Genomic DNA, 17,272 nt, shown 5'->3' on the forward strand with positions numbered 1-17,272 from the left:
GGCACGGGGCGCCGGCTCAGACCCGGGCGCCGAGCATCCGCAGGACCAGCTCCCCGTAGCGGCGCCCGAGCTCCTCCGGCACCTCGGAGGAGTTGTCGGTGTACCAGCGGGAGACGTCGATGCCCAGCGAGGTGACCGCGCGGGCCGCCGTCCGCACCTCCGCCACCTGGAACTCCCCCGCCGCCACGCCCGCCTCGATCAGCGCGCTGACCTCGCGCTCGATGTCCAGCCGCAGCGCCGCGACCACCGCGTAGGCGTCCTCGGGCAGCGCGTGCAGCTCGTAGTTGACCACCCGGCCGACCGTCCGGGCCCGGGCGTGCCAGGCGGTGAACTGCTCGACCAGCTCCCGCATCCGCTCGGCCGGTCCGCCCCCGCCGGCCACCGCGCCCCGGACCAGGGTCAGCGTGGCGGCGTGCCCGGCCCGGCTGATCTCGGCCAGCAGCGCGGCCTTCGACTGGTAGTGGATGTACAGCGCGGCCGGACTCATCCCCGCCGCCGTGGCGATGTCCCGGGTGGTGGTGGCGTGGAAGCCGCGCTCCGCGAACGACTCGACGGCGGCCTGGAGCAGCCGGTACGCCGCTTCGGGGCGGGCGTCGGCGCCGGGCAGGGTCGGCCAGAGGTCGGCGAGCGGGGTGCTGGTCATGGCGTCATCCTCCCAGAGAAACTCGTACAGGCTTTCGCGCCGGCCACCCCTCGGCCCGACCCCCGACCCGGGCCGGCGTGCGACGGGCAAGCGGTCGGCGGACTGTTGACAGCCTCCCGCACCGACAGCATGCTGAGCAAGCGCTTAGTCAGCTGACAGCAAGGATCCCCCGCACGAAAGGCAGGACGCTCCGTGGTGCACTCCTTCAAGGGCCGGGTGGCCGTCGTCACCGGATCGAGCCGGGGCATCGGCCTCGGCATCGCCCGCGAGCTGGTCGACCGCGGGGCCAGGGTCTGCCTCACCGCCCGCAACCCGGAGCCGCTGGCCGAGGCCGTCCGCGACCTGGGCGGCCCGGAGAACGCGATCGCCGTCGCGGGCAAGGCCGACGACCCGGCGCACCAGGAGGAGACCGTCACCCGCACCCTGGAGGCCTTCGGCCGGCTCGACCACCTGGTCAACAACACCGGCATCAACCCGGTCTACGGGCCGGTCCTCGACACCGACGAGGCCGCCGCCGCCAAGATCCTCGCCGTCAACGTGCTGGCCCCGCTGGCCTGGACCCGCCGCGCGCACGCCGCGTGGCTGGGCGAGCACGGCGGCTCGGTCGTCAACGTCGCCTCCATCGCGGGCATCCGCTCCTCGCTCGGGATCGGCATGTACGGCGTCAGCAAGGCCGCGCTGATCCGGCTCACCACCGAACTCGCCGCCGAGCTGGGCCCCCAGGGCATCCGGGTCAACGCCGTCGCCCCCGCCGTGGTCAAGACCAGGTTCGCCGAGGCCCTGTACGAGGGCCGCGAGGAGAAGGTCGCCAAGGCCTACCCGCTCGGCCGCCTCGGCGTCCCCGAGGACATCGCCGGCGCCGTCGCCTTCCTGCTCTCCCCCGACGCCGGCTGGATCACCGGCCAGACCCTGGTCGTCGACGGCGGGGTCACCCTGGGCGGCGGCATGTGACCCGGAGGTCACCGCCCCTCGGCGATGACCTCCAGGGCCGGGCGGGGCGCGCGGCCGAGCAGGGCCGCGAGGTCGCCCGGCCCGCCCGGGCCGGCGAGGAAGCCGTGGGCGATCGCCGAGTAGGTGCCCACCACCATCGGCACCTGGAAGTCCCGCGCGTCCGAGGCCGCCACCGCCGCCCGGGCGTCCGTCAGCCGTCCCGGCCGGTACGCGGCGCCGAGCGCCTCGGCCACCTCCGCGCCGCCCACCGCCCGCTCCCCCACCAGCTCGTACGTCCGGCCCGCGTGCCCGTCGGGCGCCAGGGCGACGTTCACCGCCGCCTCGGCGAGGTCCGCCCGGGCCACCGCCGCGAGCCGCCCGTCGCCGAGCGGGGCGCTGATCACCCCGTCCGGGCCGGGGGCGGCGATCGCACCCAGGAACTCGGCGTACAGGCCGTTGCGCAGCACCGTCCAGCGCAGGGTGGCGGACTCGCGCAGCCGCCGCTCGGTCCAGCGGTGGGCGAGGGCGTAGGGCAGGTGGTCGCCGTCGCCGGAGAGGCTGGTGTAGACCACGTGATCGACGCCCGCCCGCTCCGCCGCCCCGATCGCGGCGCCGTGCCGGGCGATCACCACGTCGTCCTCGGCGGCGCCGGCCGAGATCAGCAGCAGGGTCCGCACCCCGGTGAAGGCCTCCGCCAGTGTCCGCGGGCGGTCGAAGTCCACCAGCCGGGCCGGGACGCCCGCCGGCACCCGCTGCGGTGTGCGCGAGCCCGCGACGACGCCCTCCCGCCCGGCGAGCCGCTCCAGTACGAGCGCGCCCAGGCCTCCGTTGACTCCGGTGACGAGCAGCATGGGGTTCCTCCGGGGATGGTCGGTCGAGCAGATGATCGTTCGTCGGCTTCGCGACCATCCTCGGTAGCCTGGGCGTCCGGCGTAAGGAGGCACTTCCATGTCAGCAGGGCACACCGCGGTAACCACCCCCCGCCCGGTGGTCTGGTGCGAGGACGGCGTGGACTGCGGGATCCGCGACCTGCTGGACCGCCTGGGCGACAAGTGGTCCGTCCTCACCGTCGTCGAACTCGCCCAGGGCGTACGGCGGTTCCGCGAGCTGCAGCGCGCACTGCCGGGCATCTCGCAGCGGATGCTCACCCTGACCGTGCGCCGGCTGGAACGGGACGGCATGGTCTCGCGGACCGTCCACCCGACCGTCCCGCCGCAGGTGGAGTACGAGCTGACGCCGCTCGGCCACAGCCTGACCCACCTGGTGCGGGCGATGACGGACTGGTCGTACGACCACCACGACGCGATCGTCGACTCCCGGCGGCGGTGGGACGGGGCCAACCCGGGCTCCGGGATCCGCTGACCCCGTCCGGTGTCCCCCGGCACGCCGGGCCCGGCTACCGCTCGTACGCCATCTCCGGGAAGCGCGCCGAGGGCCCGTCCAGCAGGTGGTCGTCCTGGCCGCGCAGCCAGCGGTCGAAGAAGGACGCGACGTAGCTGCGGGTGGCGAGTTCGGCCCGGCCGGGGCGGATGTCGCCGACGTCCTTGCGCAGCTGGTCGGCGCCGAGCACGCCCTGCCGGGCGAGCTGCGGCAGCAGCGGCTGGGCGTCGGTGTACGAGCCGTGCCGGGAGCCGGTGAGGGTGACGTCGGCGTGCCAGCCGGTGCTGTGCCGCCACAGGGCGTTCCAGCCGGGCTGGTCGCGATAGCCGCCGGAGTCCTCGCTGCCGGTGCCCATCAGCAGGAACGGGCGGTCGAGGCCGTCCTCGGCGACGCTGGGCAGGAAGACGCCGGTGTGGCCGTCGGGGCCGGGGAAGTGCAGCTGGCCGTCCATGTTGATCCCGGCCGCGATCCGCGGGTCGTCGTGCATGGTCTGGAGCGCGGTGAAGCCGCCCGCCGACTGGCCGACCATGCCGATCCGGCCGAGGTCGAGGGCCCCGGCGACCCCGGCGGGCAGGCCCGGCCGCTCACCGAGCGCGGCGAGCTGGTCCAGCACGAAGCGGGTGTCGGCCACCCGGGTGTCCATCGCCTTGCGCAGCACCGCGCCGACGTCCAGGCCGGGCTGCCCGAGCATCCCGGGGAGCACCGAGGGGGCCAGGTCGCCGCCGGGGAAGGCGACTTCGGAGGCCTCGTAGGTGTGGTCGACGGTGACCACCAGGTAGCCGCGCGAGGCGAGGTCCTCGACCAGCGCCGTCCCCCAGGTGCGCGGGTCGCCGAGGCCGGGCGAGTACAGCACCACCGGGCGCGGGCCGCCGGGCAGCGCGGGGGCGTCCCGGCGGGCGTGGGTGCGGATGGCCGACCAGTCGGTGCGGCCGGGCGTGGTGCCGTAGTTGAGCAGGCCGACGCCGTCCGGGCCGTCGAAGTGCCGTCCGGCGGCGGGCTCCATGTACGGGGCCCGGTCGTCGCCGGCGGCCGGCCGGGAGGTCGGGTACCAGAGGCTGATCATCAGCTCGCGCCGCTGCCCGGGGTGCCAGGGGTCCTCCCGTGCGGTGTCGGTGAGGTGCACGGCGGTGGTCCCGATCGGGTACGGCCCGCTGGGCTCCGGCAGCCAGGCCCGGGCCTGCCGCCCGGGGCTCGTCTCCCCCGGCGGCGGCAGGACCGCCCCCGCGGCCGTGCCGATCGTGCCCACCGCCGCTGCCGCCGCCAGCACCGCCGCCGCCACCGCCCGTCCCGGAATTCCCATGGTGTCCCTCCGCGTTCCGATCGATCGAACACGCAGGACACTACGGTCGGGAACGGGCCGCCGCCGTCATACCTGGGGGCCAACCGGCCCCGGAATACCCGGGTGCCACACCCCTACGGGTCAGCGCCGGTACTGCCGCAGTTCCCTCCGGGCCAGCGAGCGCTTGTGCACCTCGTCCGGGCCGTCGGCCAGCCGCAGGGTGCGGTTGCCGGCCCAGAGCTGGGCGAGCGGGGTGTCCTGGCTGACGCCCGCCGCGCCGTGCGCCTGGACGGCCTTGTCCAGGATCCACTCGACGGTGCGCGGGGTGGCGATCTTGATCGCCTGGATCTCGGTGTGCGCCCCCCGGTTGCCGACGGTGTCCATCAGCCAGGCGGTCTTCAGCACCAGCAGCCGCAGCTGCTCGATCCGCACCCGGGACTCGGCGATCCAGTCCTGCACCACGCCCTGCTCGGCCAGCGGCTTCCCGAAGGCCACCCGCTCACTGGCCCGACGGCACATCAGCTCCAGCGCCCGCTCGGCGATGCCGATGGCCCGCATGCAGTGGTGGATCCGGCCGGGGCCGAGCCGGGCCTGGGCGATGGCGAAGCCCGTACCCTCCTCGCCGATCAGGTTCCCCACCGGGACGCGGACGTCCTCGAACAGGACCTCGGCGTGGCCGCCGTGGTCGGCGTCGTCGTAGCCGAACACCGTCATGCCGCGCCGGACGGTCACGCCCGGGGTGTCGCGCGGGACGAGCAGCATGCTCTGCCGGCGGTGCGGCTCGGCGGCCGGATCGGTCTTGCCCATCACGATGAGGATCCGGCAGTCGGGGTTCATCGCCCCGGTGATGTACCACTTGCGGCCGTTGACCACGTACGCGTCGCCGTCCCGCTCGATCCGGGTCTCGATGTTGGTGGCGTCCGAGGACGCGACCTCGGGCTCGGTCATCGCGAAGGCCGAGCGGATCCGGCCGTCGAGGAGGGGGCGCAGCCAGCGCTCGCGCTGCTCGGCGCTGCCGAACTGGGCGAGCAGCTCCATGTTGCCGGTGTCGGGCGCCGCGCAGTTGAGCGCGGGCGGGGCCAACTGGATGCTGCGGCCGGTGATTTCGGCGAGCGGGGCGTACTGGAGGTTGCTGAGGCCGGCCCCGAGCTCACCCGGCAGGAAGAGGTTCCAGAGCTTCTGCTTGCGGGCCGCGGCCTGGAGGTCGGCGATGACCGGGGGGACGGCCCAGCGGTCGCGGTCGGGGTCGGCGAGCTGGGCGGCGAGGACGGGCTCGGCGGGGTACACGTGCTCGTCCATGAAGGCGAGCAGCTGCTCGCGGAGTTCTTCCGTCCGGGCGTCGTAGGCGAAGTCCATCGGTTCTCAGCTCTCCTTGAGGGTGCTCAGGCCGTGCCGGGCGAGGATCGGGGCCATCTCGCCGGCGCGCTCGAAGCCGGCGCCCAGGGTGCGGCCCTGCCGGAAGCGGTAGTGGATGCCCTCGGCGACGGCGGCGAGCTTGAACGAGGCGAAGGCGACGTACCAGTCGAGGTCCTCGGCCCGGCGGCCGGTCGCGTCGGCGTAGCGGGAGACGATCTCGTCGGCCTTCGGGAAGCCTGGGGCGGTCATGGCGGAGGGGATGATGCCGCCGCCGACGCCCGCGAGTTCGGTGTACATCACCAGCAGGCCGATGTCGGTGAGCGGGTCGCCGAGGGTGGACATCTCCCAGTCCAGGACGGCCGTGATGGTGTCGGCGTCGTCGACCAGGACGTTGTCGAGGCGGTAGTCGCCGTGCACGAGCGCGGGCGCGGGCGAGGCCGGCAGGCGCTCGGCGAGCCTGGCGTGCAGGCGGTCGAGCTCGGGCAGGTCGCGGCTGTGGGAGGCGGCCAGCTGCTTGGACCAGCGGCGCAGCTGGCGTTCCAGGTAGCCCTCGGGCCGGCCGAAGTCGGCGAGGCCGACGGCGGCGGGGTCGATCCGGTGCAGGGTGGCGAGGGTGTCGACCAGCCGCTGCCCGAGCGCGTGCACCCGCCGCTCGCCGAGGGCGGCGAGCGGGGCGACGTCCCGGTGGGCGGTGCCGGGGACGTACTCCATCAGGTACCAGGGGGCGCCGAGGGTCTCGTCGTCCGGGTCGAGCAGGAGCGTCCGGGGCACGGGCACCCCGGTGTCGCGCAGCGCCGTCATCACCCGGTACTCGCGGCCCATGTCGTGGGCGGTGGCGAGGACGTGCCCGAGCGGCGGGCGCCGCAGGACCCAGCGGGAGGCGCCGTCGCCCAGGACGTACGTCAGGTTCGAGCGGCCCCCTTCGATGAGGTCGGCCCGCAGCGGCCCCTGGAGGAGGCCGGGCAGCTCGCGCTCCAGCCGGGACCGCAGGCGGGCCAGGTCCAGTCCGGGCGGGTCGACGGGGGTCTCGGCCATCGGGCGGCTCCTTGGGGTGGATCCTCATTGACTAAGCGCTTGCTTAGCATTCAGCCCGAGGATGTCCCCTGTCAATGCCGCGAAGCCCGGCCGAGGCCGTTTGGCACGCCATCTCCCGTGTGACAAAAGGAAGTTGCTCACCAAACCCACCCCCACCAAAACCACACCTTCCCGACCTCGACAGAGGTCGATCAAAAGTGTTCTGATGATCACATTCATCGATCATCTCCCGAACAGCTCCTGATTGAAGATCAGAGAAATGGGGTCCCGTGCGGACTGCTCGCGGCTCGGCCATCCTGCTGGCGATGGGGGTCCTCGGGGCCTCCGCCCTGGCGACGGGATGCGACGGCACACCGAGCAGACCCGCCGCCACCACCGGCACCACCCCGCCCAGCCCCGCCCCGAGCACCACCACCGAGGCCCCCGCCCCGCCACCGCCCGCTCCCACCCCCACCTGGGACGGCCAGGTCAAGGTGCTCGGCGACGGCTCCACCTCCGACACCGGCCCGCAGCCCAAGCAGCCCGTGCCGGAGAAGCTCAAGCCCGGGGAGAAGCCGCCGCAGTTCGTCGTCTTCTCCTGGGACGGGGCCCTGGAGGGCGACGACCGCCAGTTCTCCCGCTTCCGCAAGCTCGGCGCCGAGAACAACGCCCAGATGACCTTCTTCCTGAGCGGCCTCTACACCCTCCCCAAGTCCAAGAGCACGCTCTACAAGCCGCCGCAGCACAAGCCCGGCGACGCCTCCATCGACTACGCCACCGACCCCCACATCAAGGACACCCTGGAACAGCTGCGCCTCGCCTGGCTCGACGGCAACGAGATCGGCACCCACTTCAACGGGCACTTCTGCAACGCCAAGGGCGGCGGCGAGTGGAGCACCGAGGAGTGGAAGAGCGAACTCGACCAAGCCGTCTCCTTCGTCACCAACTGGAAGACCAACACCGGCTTCAAGGACCTCCCGCCGCTCCCCTTCGACTACACCAAGGAACTGGTCGGCGGCCGCGCCCCCTGCCTGGAGGGCCAGAAGAACCTGCTGCCGGCCGAGAAGGCGACGGGCTTCCGCTACGACGCAAGCTCCCCGGGCGAGTTCCAGGTCTGGCCGACGAAGAAGGAGGGCATCTGGAACTTCCCGCTGCAGCTGCTCCCCACGCCCGGCAAGTCCACCCAGAGCCTCTCGATGGACTTCAACTTCCTGGCGAACCAGTCCGGGAACACCACCAACGGCGACCCCAGGAAGTACGACACCTGGGAGAAGGAGACCCGCGAGAGCTACCTCGCCGGCTTCGAACGCGTCTACAACGGCAGCCGCGCCCCGCTGTTCATCGGGAACCACTTCGAGTCCTGGAACGGCGGCATCTACATGCAGGCCATCGAGGACGTGATGAAGGGCGTCTGCAAGCGCGACGGCGTCCGCTGCGTCTCCTTCCGCCAGGTCGCCGACTGGCTCGACGCCCAGGACCCGAAGGTCCTCGACCAGCTCCGCCAACTCGACCCCGCCCAACCGGCCGACTGGTCCCGCCTGGCCAAGTAGCCCGACGGACCGCCACCGGAGACCCGGCGCCGGCGCACGGGCGCCGGGTCTCCAAGCGGACCGCCGCAGCCGGGGCGCGGTCAGCCGCTCACGGTGAACAGGCCGTTGAGCTCCGGGTAGTCGATGGTCCGCCGGAGGGAGTCGTAACCGCCGGCGCGGTGCAGGTCGAGTGCCGCCTGCCGGGCCGCGGCGTAGGCGGCCTGTGCCACCCCCGAGCCGAGGCTGACCCGGGCCACGCCCAGGGCTCCCAGTTCCTCCACCGGCGCGGTGCCCGGGCCCGCCATGATGTTGAGGGGCACCGTCAGACCTGCGGCCAGGTCCCTGATGACGCCGGGGTCCGTGACACCGGGGACGAAGATCCCGTCCGCGCCGGCGTCCACGTAGCGGCGCGCCCGTCCCAGCGTCTCCCGCAGCCGGGTGGCGGGGTCGCCCAGCCCGAGCAGGTAGGTGTCGACACGGGCGTTGACGAACAGGTCGACGCCCGCCCGCCGCGCCGCACCGCGGGCGGCCGCGATCCGGTCGGCGAGCGCGCCCGGCGGGCGGGTGCCGTCCTCGATGTTGACGCCCACCACGCCGGCCTCCAGCACCCGCGTGACGGTCTCCGCGACCTCCGCCGGGCTCTGTCCGTAACCGCCCTCGATGTCTGCGGTCACCGGGACGGCGACCGCCGCCGCGATGCGGGCGATGGCCTCCAGCACCGGGCCCCGGGCGACGCGGTCCCCGTCCGGGGCGCCGAGCGACCAGGCCACCCCGGCGCTGGTGGTGGCGATCGCGGTCGCCCCCGCGGCCTCGATGACGCGGGCGCTGGCGACGTCCCAGGCGTTCGCGAGCGCGAGCGGACGGACGGGGGTGTGGAGGGAGCGGAAGAGCGCGGACCTGCTGGCGTTGATCATGCCCCAAGGCAACCAGCGGCTGCCACCGTTGTCCGGCGGAAAACCGACACCAACGACCGTAGGCCCAGGCCGCCTGAGCGCCGGGCGGGGCAGCCGCGGGGCGTCGCCAGGAGGGCGGTTCGGGCCGCCTTGCCACCTCGTCGTTCGGTGCGTGGGTGGGGCGCGAACTGTCGTGCTAGCTTCACCGGATGGGGCGACGTGGGGTGGCGGGGCGGGCGGCGATCGAGGGGGTGCGGGAGCTTGCCGGGGCGGGCTTGACGGCGCCCGAGGTCTTCCGGCGGGCGGATGAACTGCTGCGACCGGTGCTGGAGTTCGACGCCGTGTGCTGGCACACCGCGGATCCGGCGACCGGGTTGGTGAACTCGGTGCAGAGCGAGGACCTCACCCTGGACGCGTTCGAGCACGCCGTGCGGCTGGAGGTGTGGGCGGACGACGTGGCGACCTTTCCCGAGATCCGGCGCAGCGGGGTGCAGGCCGAGACGCTGAGCCGGGCGACCCGGGGGTCGCTACGGGAGAGTGTGCGGTTCCGGGAGCAGGTCAGGCCGGCCGGGTTCGGGGACGAGTTGCGGGCGGTGTTCGACGCGGCCGGCGGCATGTGGGGGTGCGCGGCGTTCCTGCGGGCTCCGGACCGCGGCCCGTACCTGGAGGGCCAGCGGCAGCTCGCCGACGCCGCTGCCCGGCATCTGGGCAACGCGCTGAGGGCCTGTCACGTACCGGCGGGCCCGCCTGAGGAGGCGGATGCCGGGCCGGCGGTGCTGGTGCTGGACCGGCGCAACCGGCTGCAGGCGCTGTCCGGACCGGCCGAGGAGTTGCTCGCCCGGCTGGCCGACCCCACGCCGTCCTCGCTGACCGTCCCGACCGGCGTGGCGATGGCCGCCGAGCAGGCCCGCCGGGCGGCGCACGGGCTGCCCGTGCCGCAGGCCCCGGTGCGGGTGTGGAGCCGGGACGACCGCTGGTACCTGCTGCACGGTTCCGCCCTGCGCGACGGCGGGGCGGCGGGCGCGGTGACGGTGGTGGCCTCGCCCGCCTCGCCGGCCGAGGTGATGCCGCTGTACCTGGCCGCGTACGGGCTGACCGCCCGCGAGCGGGAGGTGGCGCTGCTGCTGGTGCGCGGCGGTGACACCCGGGACGTGTCCCGGGCCCTCGCGATGACGCCGTACACGGTGCAGGACCACCTGAAGTCGGTGTTCACCAAGACCGGGGTGGGCAGCCGCCAGGAGCTGATCGCGCGGATCATGCTCGGCGAGGGGCGCTGCTGACCCGCGCCTCATGGCCGGCCCGAAGGCGCCCTCCCGATCGCCGCGCGGCGGTCGGGAGGGCGTCGTGCCGGGCGGGCGGACGGGGTGTCAGCCCCAGTTGCCCACCAGCGGGATGTCGCCCGGGTTGCCGAACTTCCTGCTGTAGACCACCAGGTCGGAGTTCTCGGCGGCCCCGTAGAAGGTCTGGTCGCCGGGCCGGTACACGCCGATGGTCTCCTTGCCGCTGCCGTCCCAGTCGCCCTTGACCGGGCGGTCGCCGGGGTTGCCGAACCTGACGCCCGGGCGCGGGTGTTCCGTCTCGTTGGAGTCGTTCAGGTAGAAGGTCTGGGTCTGCGGGTCGTAGACGGCGACGGTGGTGGTGCCGTTTCCGTCCCAGTCGCCGGCCAGCGGCTTCCAGCCCTCGTTGCCCAGCTTGATCCGGTACCTGACGGTGGCGTTGTCGTCGGACAGGTAGAAGTACTGGTCGCTGGGCCGGTAGACGCCGACCGTGCTCCGCCCCTGCCCGCTCCAGTCGCCGACCAGCGGGACGTCACCGGGGGCCCCGAACGGGAAGGTGGCGGCCACGGTGGCGTTGTCGTAGGACAGTTGGAAGGTCGCGGTGTCGCGGTGGTAGACGCCGACGGTGTCGGTGCCCGGCCCGTTCCAGTGGCCCGTCAGCGGGACGACGTCGCCGCCCCCGCCGCCGAACACGGCCTGGCCGGTGTACCAGCCGTTGTGGGCGGCCTGGCCGAAGCTGCCGTCCGAGGACCGGTACACGCCCACCGAGGCGGGCGCCGGCGTGGGCGTGGCGTCGACCACGGCCTTGCCGATCCTCTTCTGCGCCGCGACGGTCAGCGGCACCTTGTTCGGCTGGTCCGGGCCGAGCCAGCGGAAGTTCTGCAGGTAGACGACCCGGGGGTCCTGCGCGGCGATCGCGCGGTACTCGGCGTTGTACGCCGCGATGTCGGCGTCGGTCTTGCCGGAGTAGCAGCCGTCGGCGACCCGGTACTCGTTGGTGGACTCCGGGAAGAGCATCAGGTGCTGGTCCGGCGAGGAGAGGAAGGTCTTCAGGTTCGCCAGCAGCCGCTGGATCTCGCCGCGGCCCTCGCAGTAGTAGTCGAAGCCGACGATGTCGACCGTGGACGGGATCGGCGCGGTCTGCTCGGCGTTCCAGCGGTCGAGGCTCATGATCAGCGTCTTGTCCGGGAACGCGGCCCTGATCTGCTCCGCCTGCGTCTGGACCTGCGCGGGGCTCAGGCCGTGCGAGTAGGGCTCGTCGCTCACGTCGACGGCGCCGATCTTGTCGATGTTCGACCCGATGCGCCGCACCAGGTCCAGGAGGTTCCGCGCGGCGTTCGGGTTCGGGTCGACGGCCCAGGAACCCGGCGCACGCGGGACCACCGTCTCCTGGTTGAGGTCGATCACGCAGGCGGCCGGCCGGCACTGGTCCAGGAACTCCAGGCGGGGGTCCTGGTCGCGCAGGTAGTTGTTGAAGTTGGTCCACTGCGCCACCTCCGGCGCGTGGTTGGCGCTGAAGTTCGGCTCGTTCGGGTCCCGGATGTCGAAGAACCCGTAGTAGCCGAGCCCGCCCAGCATGGAGACCCGCAGGTCGTCCGCCGTGGTGACCTGGCCGGCCGCCGAGTGGTGGGCGCCGAGCGAGACGTAGCCGTCGCGGGGCAGCTTGGCGGCGGTGCGGCCGGAGAACACCGTCGTGCCGTTGACCCTGACGGTCGCCTGCTGCCGGTCGCCGGTCGCCAGCGCGGCCGACACCTCGTAGGAGCCGGCCGGCGGGACGGCGGGCAGCGCGGTCGGGGTGCCGCCCTGGAAGAGCGTCAGCCCGCCGTCGGCCTGGACGCGCAGGCCGAGCGCGATGTCCTCGGCGTCGACGGCGCCCGTGCCGCCCGAGGCGTTGCCGACGGCGAGGGAGGCCCAGTCCTGGCCGGAGGTGCTGCCGACCACGGGAGTCAGGACGGCGTGCACCGTGTAGGCGCCGCTCTGGACGTCCGAGGTGGCCGGCTTGTCGAGGCGGACCGCCGAGGTGCCCTTGGGGAAGGAGAGCACGTTCGGGTGGGCCGGGCTGTTGACCTGCACCGAGCCCGCCGGCGGGTCGAGGGCCAGGCCCTTGACACCCGACACGGCGGTGTAGTTGGCGGAGATCAGGCTCGGCTGGCGGGCAGCCAGGTCCTGGTTGAGGCCGTGGTCGGCGGTGGCGTTGGGCGCGCCGTCGAAGGTGTCGACGAACGGCTTGGCGCTGCGGGTGGCGCTGGTGTCGATCCGGCTGACGTTCAGGCCGTGGCCGGCGCCGTCACCGAAGGTGGTGACGCGGTTCGGGTCGGAGAGGTACGCGCCGAGGTAGAGGAACTCGCTGCCCGGCCAGCGGGTCACCCCGGCCGGCGCGGAGACGGTGAACGGGGTGCCGTTCACCGTCAGGATGACGGCGCGGTCGGCGCCGGTGGAGACGGTGAGCGAGACGGCGTACTGCGCCGTGGGCGCCACCGTGCCGGTCCAGAAGGGGTTCTCGCCGCCGCCACCGTGGAAGAGGGCGAGCTTGCCGCCCGAGGTGACGGTCAGGCCGAGGTCGACGTCGCCGCCGGTGACGTAGCCGTTGCCGCGGTGGCTGCGGCTCAGCACGATCGAGCCCCAGTCGGCGCCGCCGGTGTCGCCGACGACCGGGTCGACCACCGTCGAGACGGTGTAGTGGCCGGTGCCGTCCGCGACGGCGGGCGCGCCGAGCATGATCGCGGAGACGCCCTTGGCGAACAGCAGCCTGTCGGGGTGGTCCGGATGACTGGTCTGGACGAACCACTGGTCGGGCGCGGTCGAGGTGTCCCAGCGGCCGGAGACCCGGGTGTAGGAGATCCCGTGCTGCCCGGGCGGGGGCGACTGCCGGGCGTCGAGGCCGACGTTCAGCCCGTACAGCGGGTCGGTGTCCTGGGCCGGGTCCAGCCGGAAGGTGTCCGCGAAGGCGCGCGTGGCGGTGAGGTCCACCGGGGCCGGGCCGGACCCGTCACCGGCCGGTGCGCCGGGTGCTGAGCCGGCGGGTGCTGAGCCGCTGGGTGCTGAGCCGGCGGGTGCGGCGGCCGCCGTGGTGGGTGCGAGGCCCGCGGGCAGCAGTGCCAGCGCGATCGCCGAGGCGCCGGCGAGCAGCCCGCGGCCCAGGCGTTGAGTGAGTATCACCGAGTGTTCGTCTCCCGGTCGTCGAATCGGCGACGCGGGTGTGCGCCCCCGAGGGGAGAGCGGACACAGCGGTGTCGTACCCCAGCTCAGCGACCTTCCCCCCGGGCGGGATCATAGAGGGTGGGTACGAACGGCCGCGCCGGGTGTTCCGGCGCGGCCGTGGGCGGGTCGGCTCGTTCACACCCCGCAGGGCGTCGACACCTCGTACCTCATGACACCTCGTGGGGCGTTGGCACCTGGTGGCTCGTCACACCTCGAAGGGCGTGATCGTCTGCTCGGCGCGCCCGTCGAAGACCTGCGCGGTCACCGGGTCGCCGCTGCCCCCGGACGTGCTGGAAGTCATGGCCCAGCCGGCGGAGTTCACCACGGCCTCGTTCATCACGTCGTACGTCCACTGCTGGGCGGCCGAGCCGTCACACGCGGCGGGTGTGATCTGACCGCCGACGGAGGACGGCGCGGCCAGGCACTCGTTGCCCTCGGCGCTGCGCATGCTGCCGTCGCGGGCGAAGACGAACAGCTGGTTGCCGTTGGGCGATTCGGCGCAGCCGTAGGTGATCACGCCGGTGGCGCCGCCGCGGTCCAGACAGGCGCCGTTGGTGAAGCGCAGGGGCCAGCGGGCGGACTGGCCGAGACCGGTCTCGGTGATCAGCGTGCCGTCGTCCTGCTTCTGCTGCCGGACCATGTCCTGGCAGGTGCCGCTGGTCGACGTTCCCGTGTTCTCGGCGGTGAGGGTGCCGCCGTTGCCGGTCATCTTGCCCCACCGGTTCTCGGCGTACGCGTTGTCGTCGCACACGTACCGGGAGTCGTTCCAGTCGAAGTACTCCACCCAGCTGCTCCAACTGTGCTGGATCTTCGAGGAGTTCGGCAGCAGGGCCTCGCCCAGGACGAAGCTGGTGCCGGCGGTCTCGTCGCTCACGGTGACCTTCGCCCAGTGGGTCACGGGGTCGATCTCCACGTGGAAGGCGTAGGTGTCCCCGGTGACGGGACGGCCGTGGTTGACGGTGGTGTTGGAGCACTGCAGGTGCTGGCCCTCACCCTCGTTGTTCCAGCAGTGCGAGCCCTCGGTCCCGTCCTTGAACTGGAGGTCCTTGTCGGCCCAGGTCGACCAGAGGAACTGTCCGCTGTTCTGCTTGCCGAGCTGGAAGCCGGTGTAGGAGAGGTTCCCGTCGAAGTTGAACTGGTGCGCCCAGTACACGTCGCCGTCTCCCGGACTGGTGACCACGGTGTTGCGGAAGTCGACGTCCGTCACGGTGTCGGTGGTGTTGAAGGTCCAGTCCGAATAGGCGCCGGGCGTCTGACCGGTGGCCGTGATACCGGCGGCCGCCGGCAGGGCGGACGGCGTCGGAACGGCCTCGGCCGTCACGGCTCCGGTCCAGATCCCGGAGAGGGAGAGGAGGGCGGCGACGGTCGCCGGCCAGGCGGACGGGCGGGTTCGAGGACGGGCTGGGAATGACACGTGGGGCTCCTTGGGAGAATCGGGAGAAATCGGGCGGTCGAGCATCCACAAGATTTCTCCGGCCGGAGGCGCGCGGCAATCGGAAGCACTACGGAGCGTGACGGATTTCCTGCCGGATCCGCCCGAACGCCCTGGTCAGCGGGACGGTCCTGCGGGAGGTCCAGGCAGGGGCGGGCGGCGCGTGGGACGACCAACCGGACGCATCCGGCGACCGCCGCCCGGAGCATGGCCGGGCGGCGCCATGACGGTCAGTCGGGATTGTTTTCGGTCAGGTCCGTCGATGTATCGATCTGGATCTATCAGCGACCTGATCACCGCCGCTAAGGTGCGGCGCATCCCCGCTGTTACACCCTCCCCGCGCCGCACCGACGGCGGGGAGACGACCGATCGGAACGGTGTCGCCGTGACCACGATCCTCCGCAAGCTGATGACCCGTACGGGGAGGGCGGCCGCCACGGTCGCCGTGCTCGCGGCCGCCCTCACCGGCACGACGGCGGCCGGCGCGGCCTCCGCGGCCTCCCCAGCCCCGGCGGCCGCCGCAGCCGGCGGCTGGAGCTGCTCCGGGGCGCCCGTCCCGGCCGGCTACGTCATCACCATGTACAACGCCGGCGGCTGCAACAACCACGGCTCGTGGTACCAGCGGCCCGCGCAGGACCGCCTCTGGACCTGCTCCGGCTCGCCGATCGTCTCCGGCTATGTGCTGACGAACTACGACGCCCAGGGGTGCAGCGGCGTCGGCGCCTGGTACCACGAGCTGGTCCGCAACGGCGTCTGGACCTGCCCGTACTCGCCGATCCCGGCCGGGTACCGCAGCACCACCTACGACGCGCGCGGCTGCAGCGGCCTCGGCGCCTGGCTCACCGTGAAGATCTGAGCGGCGGGAACCGCAGGACGGGACGGCGGTGGGCGACGGCGCGCGCCGAGCACGGGGGCGAACCCGCGCGCCCGCCCGGCCGCCGTCCCCTCAGAACCGCAGGTCCATCCGCTGCTCGACCGCGTCGACGCCGAACTTGCGGGCCGGGCGGGAGACGGTGAGCTCGAACCCGGCCGTCGCGTAGAGGTGGTGGGCGGCGCCGAGTCCCTCGACCGTCCAGAGCAGCACGCCCTCGTACGCACGGGCCCGGGCCTCGTCCAGGGCCGTCTCCAGCATCCGGCGGCCCAGCCCCCGGCCCCGGGCGTCCGGGTCGAGGATCACCCACCGCAGCTGGCCCCAGCCGGGGCGCTCCTCCGCCCGGACGAGACCGGTGGCGCCGACCACCCGGCCGTCGATCTCGGCGACCCACAGGCGGCCGGGTGCCGCGCCGCCCTCACGGGCCCGGGCCAGCACCAACTCGGCCATCCCGGCGGCGACATAGGCCTCCATGGTCGCGTCCATGCCGTGCTCGCGGGAGTAGAGGACGCCGTGCAGGGCGGCGACGGCGCCCAGGTCTCCGGGCCGGAGGGCCTCGCGGATGGTCGCGGCTCCGGGTGCGCTGGCGGCCATGCGGCATCCCCTTTCACTGAAACACTCGTTTCAGTGAAACGATAGAGCACGTGTCCGCTCCCACCAACGCGCCCTCCCACCCGTCGCCTCATCCGTCATCCCCTCGGCGCGCGTCGGCTCGGCAGCCGTCCCCGCGTCGCGAGGACCTCCTCGCGGCGACCGTCCGCTACGTCGCCGAGCACAGCGTGTCCGACCTCTCCCTCCGCCCGCTGGCGGCCGGGATCGGCTCCAGCCCGCGCGTGCTGCTGTACCTGTTCGGGTCGAAGGAGCAGCTGGTCCGGGAGGTCCTGGCGGTCGGACGGGCCGAGCAACTGGCGCTGCTGGAACGGTCCGAGGCCGAGGGCGGCGGCGCCCGCGAGACCCTCGACCTGCTCTGGGAGTGGCTGACGCAGCCCGAACACCGAGGGGCGCTGCGGCTGTTCTTCGAGGGGTACGTCCGCGCCTTCGGCCGGCGCGAGCCGTGGCCGGACTTCGGCACCGCCTCGCTGGAGGAGTGGCTGCCACCGCTGGAACGCGTCCTCGACGGCACCCGGGCGAACCCCACCGTGGTGCTCGCCGTCCTCCGCGGCCTGCTGCTGGACCTGCTCGCCGGGGTCGACGACGAGTCCGACAGCTCCGACGGGTCCCACGCCCGGCGCGTCCACGCCGCCTGGCACGCCTTCCTCGACGCCGCCCTCGCCTGAGCCCCGGCCCGGGCGACGGATCCCGTCGGCCGACAGATGTCGCGCACCGACGGATGCCGCGGTCCCGACGGCCGCACCTCCGGCCGGGTCCGTCCCCTGCGCGGACCCGACCGGCAGCCCATGCGGCGCGTACGGGACTGACGCGTACGCCTGTCCCGTGCCGTGGGGATCGAGCCTAGGCAGGGGCGCT

15 protein-coding genes are annotated in these 17,272 nt (G+C 73.3%); 6 read left to right on the forward strand and 9 right to left on the reverse strand.

What is annotated here, in order from left to right:
• Positions 1–16 precede the first annotated feature (16 nt).
• A complete protein-coding gene (locus tag AMK13_RS21475) occupies positions 17–643 on the reverse strand; it encodes a TetR/AcrR family transcriptional regulator (RefSeq protein WP_074003673.1) in 627 nt (208 codons plus the stop codon).
• Between the two features lie 192 nt (positions 644–835).
• On the opposite strand from AMK13_RS21475, the gene AMK13_RS21480 reads away from it, so the two are divergent.
• Positions 836–1,594 (forward strand): SDR family oxidoreductase, encoded by a 759-nt coding sequence (locus tag AMK13_RS21480; protein WP_074003674.1) that lies wholly within the window; start codon positions 836–838, stop codon positions 1,592–1,594.
• Between the two features lie 8 nt (positions 1,595–1,602).
• On the opposite strand, the gene AMK13_RS21485 is transcribed toward AMK13_RS21480, so the two are convergent.
• Complete coding sequence (locus tag AMK13_RS21485; protein ID WP_074003675.1) at positions 1,603–2,424, reverse strand: NAD(P)H-binding protein; 822 nt, start codon at positions 2,422–2,424, stop codon at positions 1,603–1,605.
• 97 nt (positions 2,425–2,521) lie between these two features.
• Between AMK13_RS21485 and AMK13_RS21490 the strand changes: the two genes are divergently transcribed.
• On the forward strand, positions 2,522–2,935 hold the full coding sequence (locus AMK13_RS21490; RefSeq protein WP_074003676.1) for a winged helix-turn-helix transcriptional regulator: 414 nt from the start codon (positions 2,522–2,524) through the stop codon (positions 2,933–2,935).
• Positions 2,936–2,969: 34 nt separating this feature from the next.
• Here AMK13_RS21490 and AMK13_RS21495 read toward each other — a convergent pair whose 3' ends face one another.
• The 3 genes from AMK13_RS21495 to AMK13_RS21505 all read right to left on the reverse strand — a co-directional run bounded on the left by AMK13_RS21495 (position 2,970) and on the right by AMK13_RS21505 (position 6,623).
• Positions 2,970–4,253: an alpha/beta hydrolase family protein gene (locus AMK13_RS21495; protein WP_107418803.1), complete on the reverse strand. Its 1,284-nt coding sequence runs from the start codon at positions 4,251–4,253 to the stop codon at positions 2,970–2,972.
• A 120-nt stretch (positions 4,254–4,373) separates the two neighbouring features.
• Entirely contained in the window at positions 4,374–5,588 is a 1,215-nt protein-coding gene (locus AMK13_RS21500) for an acyl-CoA dehydrogenase family protein (RefSeq protein ID WP_074003678.1), read from the reverse strand.
• A 6-nt stretch (positions 5,589–5,594) separates the two neighbouring features.
• A complete protein-coding gene (locus AMK13_RS21505; RefSeq protein ID WP_074003679.1) occupies positions 5,595–6,623 on the reverse strand; it encodes a phosphotransferase family protein in 1,029 nt (342 codons plus the stop codon).
• A 305-nt stretch (positions 6,624–6,928) separates the two neighbouring features.
• Between AMK13_RS21505 and AMK13_RS21510 the strand changes: the two genes are divergently transcribed.
• Positions 6,929–8,152, forward strand: coding sequence for a hypothetical protein (locus AMK13_RS21510; protein WP_074003680.1), 1,224 nt, complete (start codon positions 6,929–6,931; stop codon positions 8,150–8,152).
• An 80-nt stretch (positions 8,153–8,232) separates the two neighbouring features.
• Here the strand turns inward: AMK13_RS21510 and AMK13_RS21515 are convergent, their stop codons facing one another.
• Positions 8,233–9,045 (reverse strand): isocitrate lyase/PEP mutase family protein, encoded by an 813-nt coding sequence (locus tag AMK13_RS21515; RefSeq protein ID WP_074003681.1) that lies wholly within the window; start codon positions 9,043–9,045, stop codon positions 8,233–8,235.
• Between the two features lie 188 nt (positions 9,046–9,233).
• Here AMK13_RS21515 and AMK13_RS21520 point away from each other — a divergent pair, with 188 nt between their 5' ends.
• Positions 9,234–10,304, forward strand: coding sequence for a helix-turn-helix transcriptional regulator (locus tag AMK13_RS21520; protein ID WP_143204598.1), 1,071 nt, complete (start codon positions 9,234–9,236; stop codon positions 10,302–10,304).
• 87 nt (positions 10,305–10,391) lie between these two features.
• On the opposite strand, the gene AMK13_RS21525 is transcribed toward AMK13_RS21520, so the two are convergent.
• The gene (locus tag AMK13_RS21525) at positions 10,392–13,460 is read right to left on the reverse strand and encodes a hypothetical protein (RefSeq protein WP_074003683.1); all 3,069 of its coding nucleotides are present in this window, start codon (positions 13,458–13,460) and stop codon (positions 10,392–10,394) included.
• Positions 13,461–13,707: 247 nt separating this feature from the next.
• The gene (locus tag AMK13_RS21530) at positions 13,708–14,916 is read right to left on the reverse strand and encodes an RICIN domain-containing protein (RefSeq protein WP_143204599.1); all 1,209 of its coding nucleotides are present in this window, start codon (positions 14,914–14,916) and stop codon (positions 13,708–13,710) included.
• Positions 14,917–15,319: 403 nt separating this feature from the next.
• Between AMK13_RS21530 and AMK13_RS21535 the strand changes: the two genes are divergently transcribed.
• Positions 15,320–15,790, forward strand: a complete 471-nt coding sequence (locus tag AMK13_RS21535) for a hypothetical protein (protein ID WP_241852981.1) — start codon at positions 15,320–15,322, stop codon at positions 15,788–15,790.
• A 90-nt stretch (positions 15,791–15,880) separates the two neighbouring features.
• On the opposite strand, the gene AMK13_RS21540 is transcribed toward AMK13_RS21535, so the two are convergent.
• Positions 15,881–16,399 carry a GNAT family N-acetyltransferase gene (locus AMK13_RS21540; protein ID WP_074003685.1) on the reverse strand — a complete coding sequence of 173 codons (519 nt, stop codon included), beginning with the start codon at positions 16,397–16,399 and terminating at the stop codon, positions 15,881–15,883.
• 50 nt (positions 16,400–16,449) lie between these two features.
• On the opposite strand from AMK13_RS21540, the gene AMK13_RS21545 reads away from it, so the two are divergent.
• The gene (locus tag AMK13_RS21545; RefSeq protein ID WP_079272335.1) at positions 16,450–17,082 is read left to right on the forward strand and encodes a TetR/AcrR family transcriptional regulator; all 633 of its coding nucleotides are present in this window, start codon (positions 16,450–16,452) and stop codon (positions 17,080–17,082) included.
• The last annotated feature ends 190 nt before the right edge of the window (positions 17,083–17,272 follow it).

Source organism: Streptomyces sp. CB02056, from assembly GCF_001905545.1.
Taxonomy (GTDB): Bacteria; Actinomycetota; Actinomycetes; order Streptomycetales; family Streptomycetaceae; genus Kitasatospora.

Coding starts and splice junctions, on each gene's coding strand:
- AMK13_RS21540 (WP_074003685.1), bottom strand. CDS start 16,399: ATGGCCGCCAGCGCACCCGGAGCCGCGACCATCCGCGAGGCCCTCCGG.
- AMK13_RS21475 (WP_074003673.1), bottom strand. CDS start 643: ATGACCAGCACCCCGCTCGCCGACCTCTGGCCGACCCTGCCCGGCGCC.
- AMK13_RS21520 (WP_143204598.1), top strand. CDS start 9,234: ATGGGGCGACGTGGGGTGGCGGGGCGGGCGGCGATCGAGGGGGTGCGG.
- AMK13_RS21510 (WP_074003680.1), top strand. CDS start 6,929: ATGGGGGTCCTCGGGGCCTCCGCCCTGGCGACGGGATGCGACGGCACA.
- AMK13_RS21500 (WP_074003678.1), bottom strand. CDS start 5,588: ATGGACTTCGCCTACGACGCCCGGACGGAAGAACTCCGCGAGCAGCTG.
- AMK13_RS21505 (WP_074003679.1), bottom strand. CDS start 6,623: ATGGCCGAGACCCCCGTCGACCCGCCCGGACTGGACCTGGCCCGCCTG.
- AMK13_RS21495 (WP_107418803.1), bottom strand. CDS start 4,253: ATGGGAATTCCGGGACGGGCGGTGGCGGCGGCGGTGCTGGCGGCGGCA.
- AMK13_RS21485 (WP_074003675.1), bottom strand. CDS start 2,424: ATGCTGCTCGTCACCGGAGTCAACGGAGGCCTGGGCGCGCTCGTACTG.
- AMK13_RS21515 (WP_074003681.1), bottom strand. CDS start 9,045: ATGATCAACGCCAGCAGGTCCGCGCTCTTCCGCTCCCTCCACACCCCC.
- AMK13_RS21490 (WP_074003676.1), top strand. CDS start 2,522: ATGTCAGCAGGGCACACCGCGGTAACCACCCCCCGCCCGGTGGTCTGG.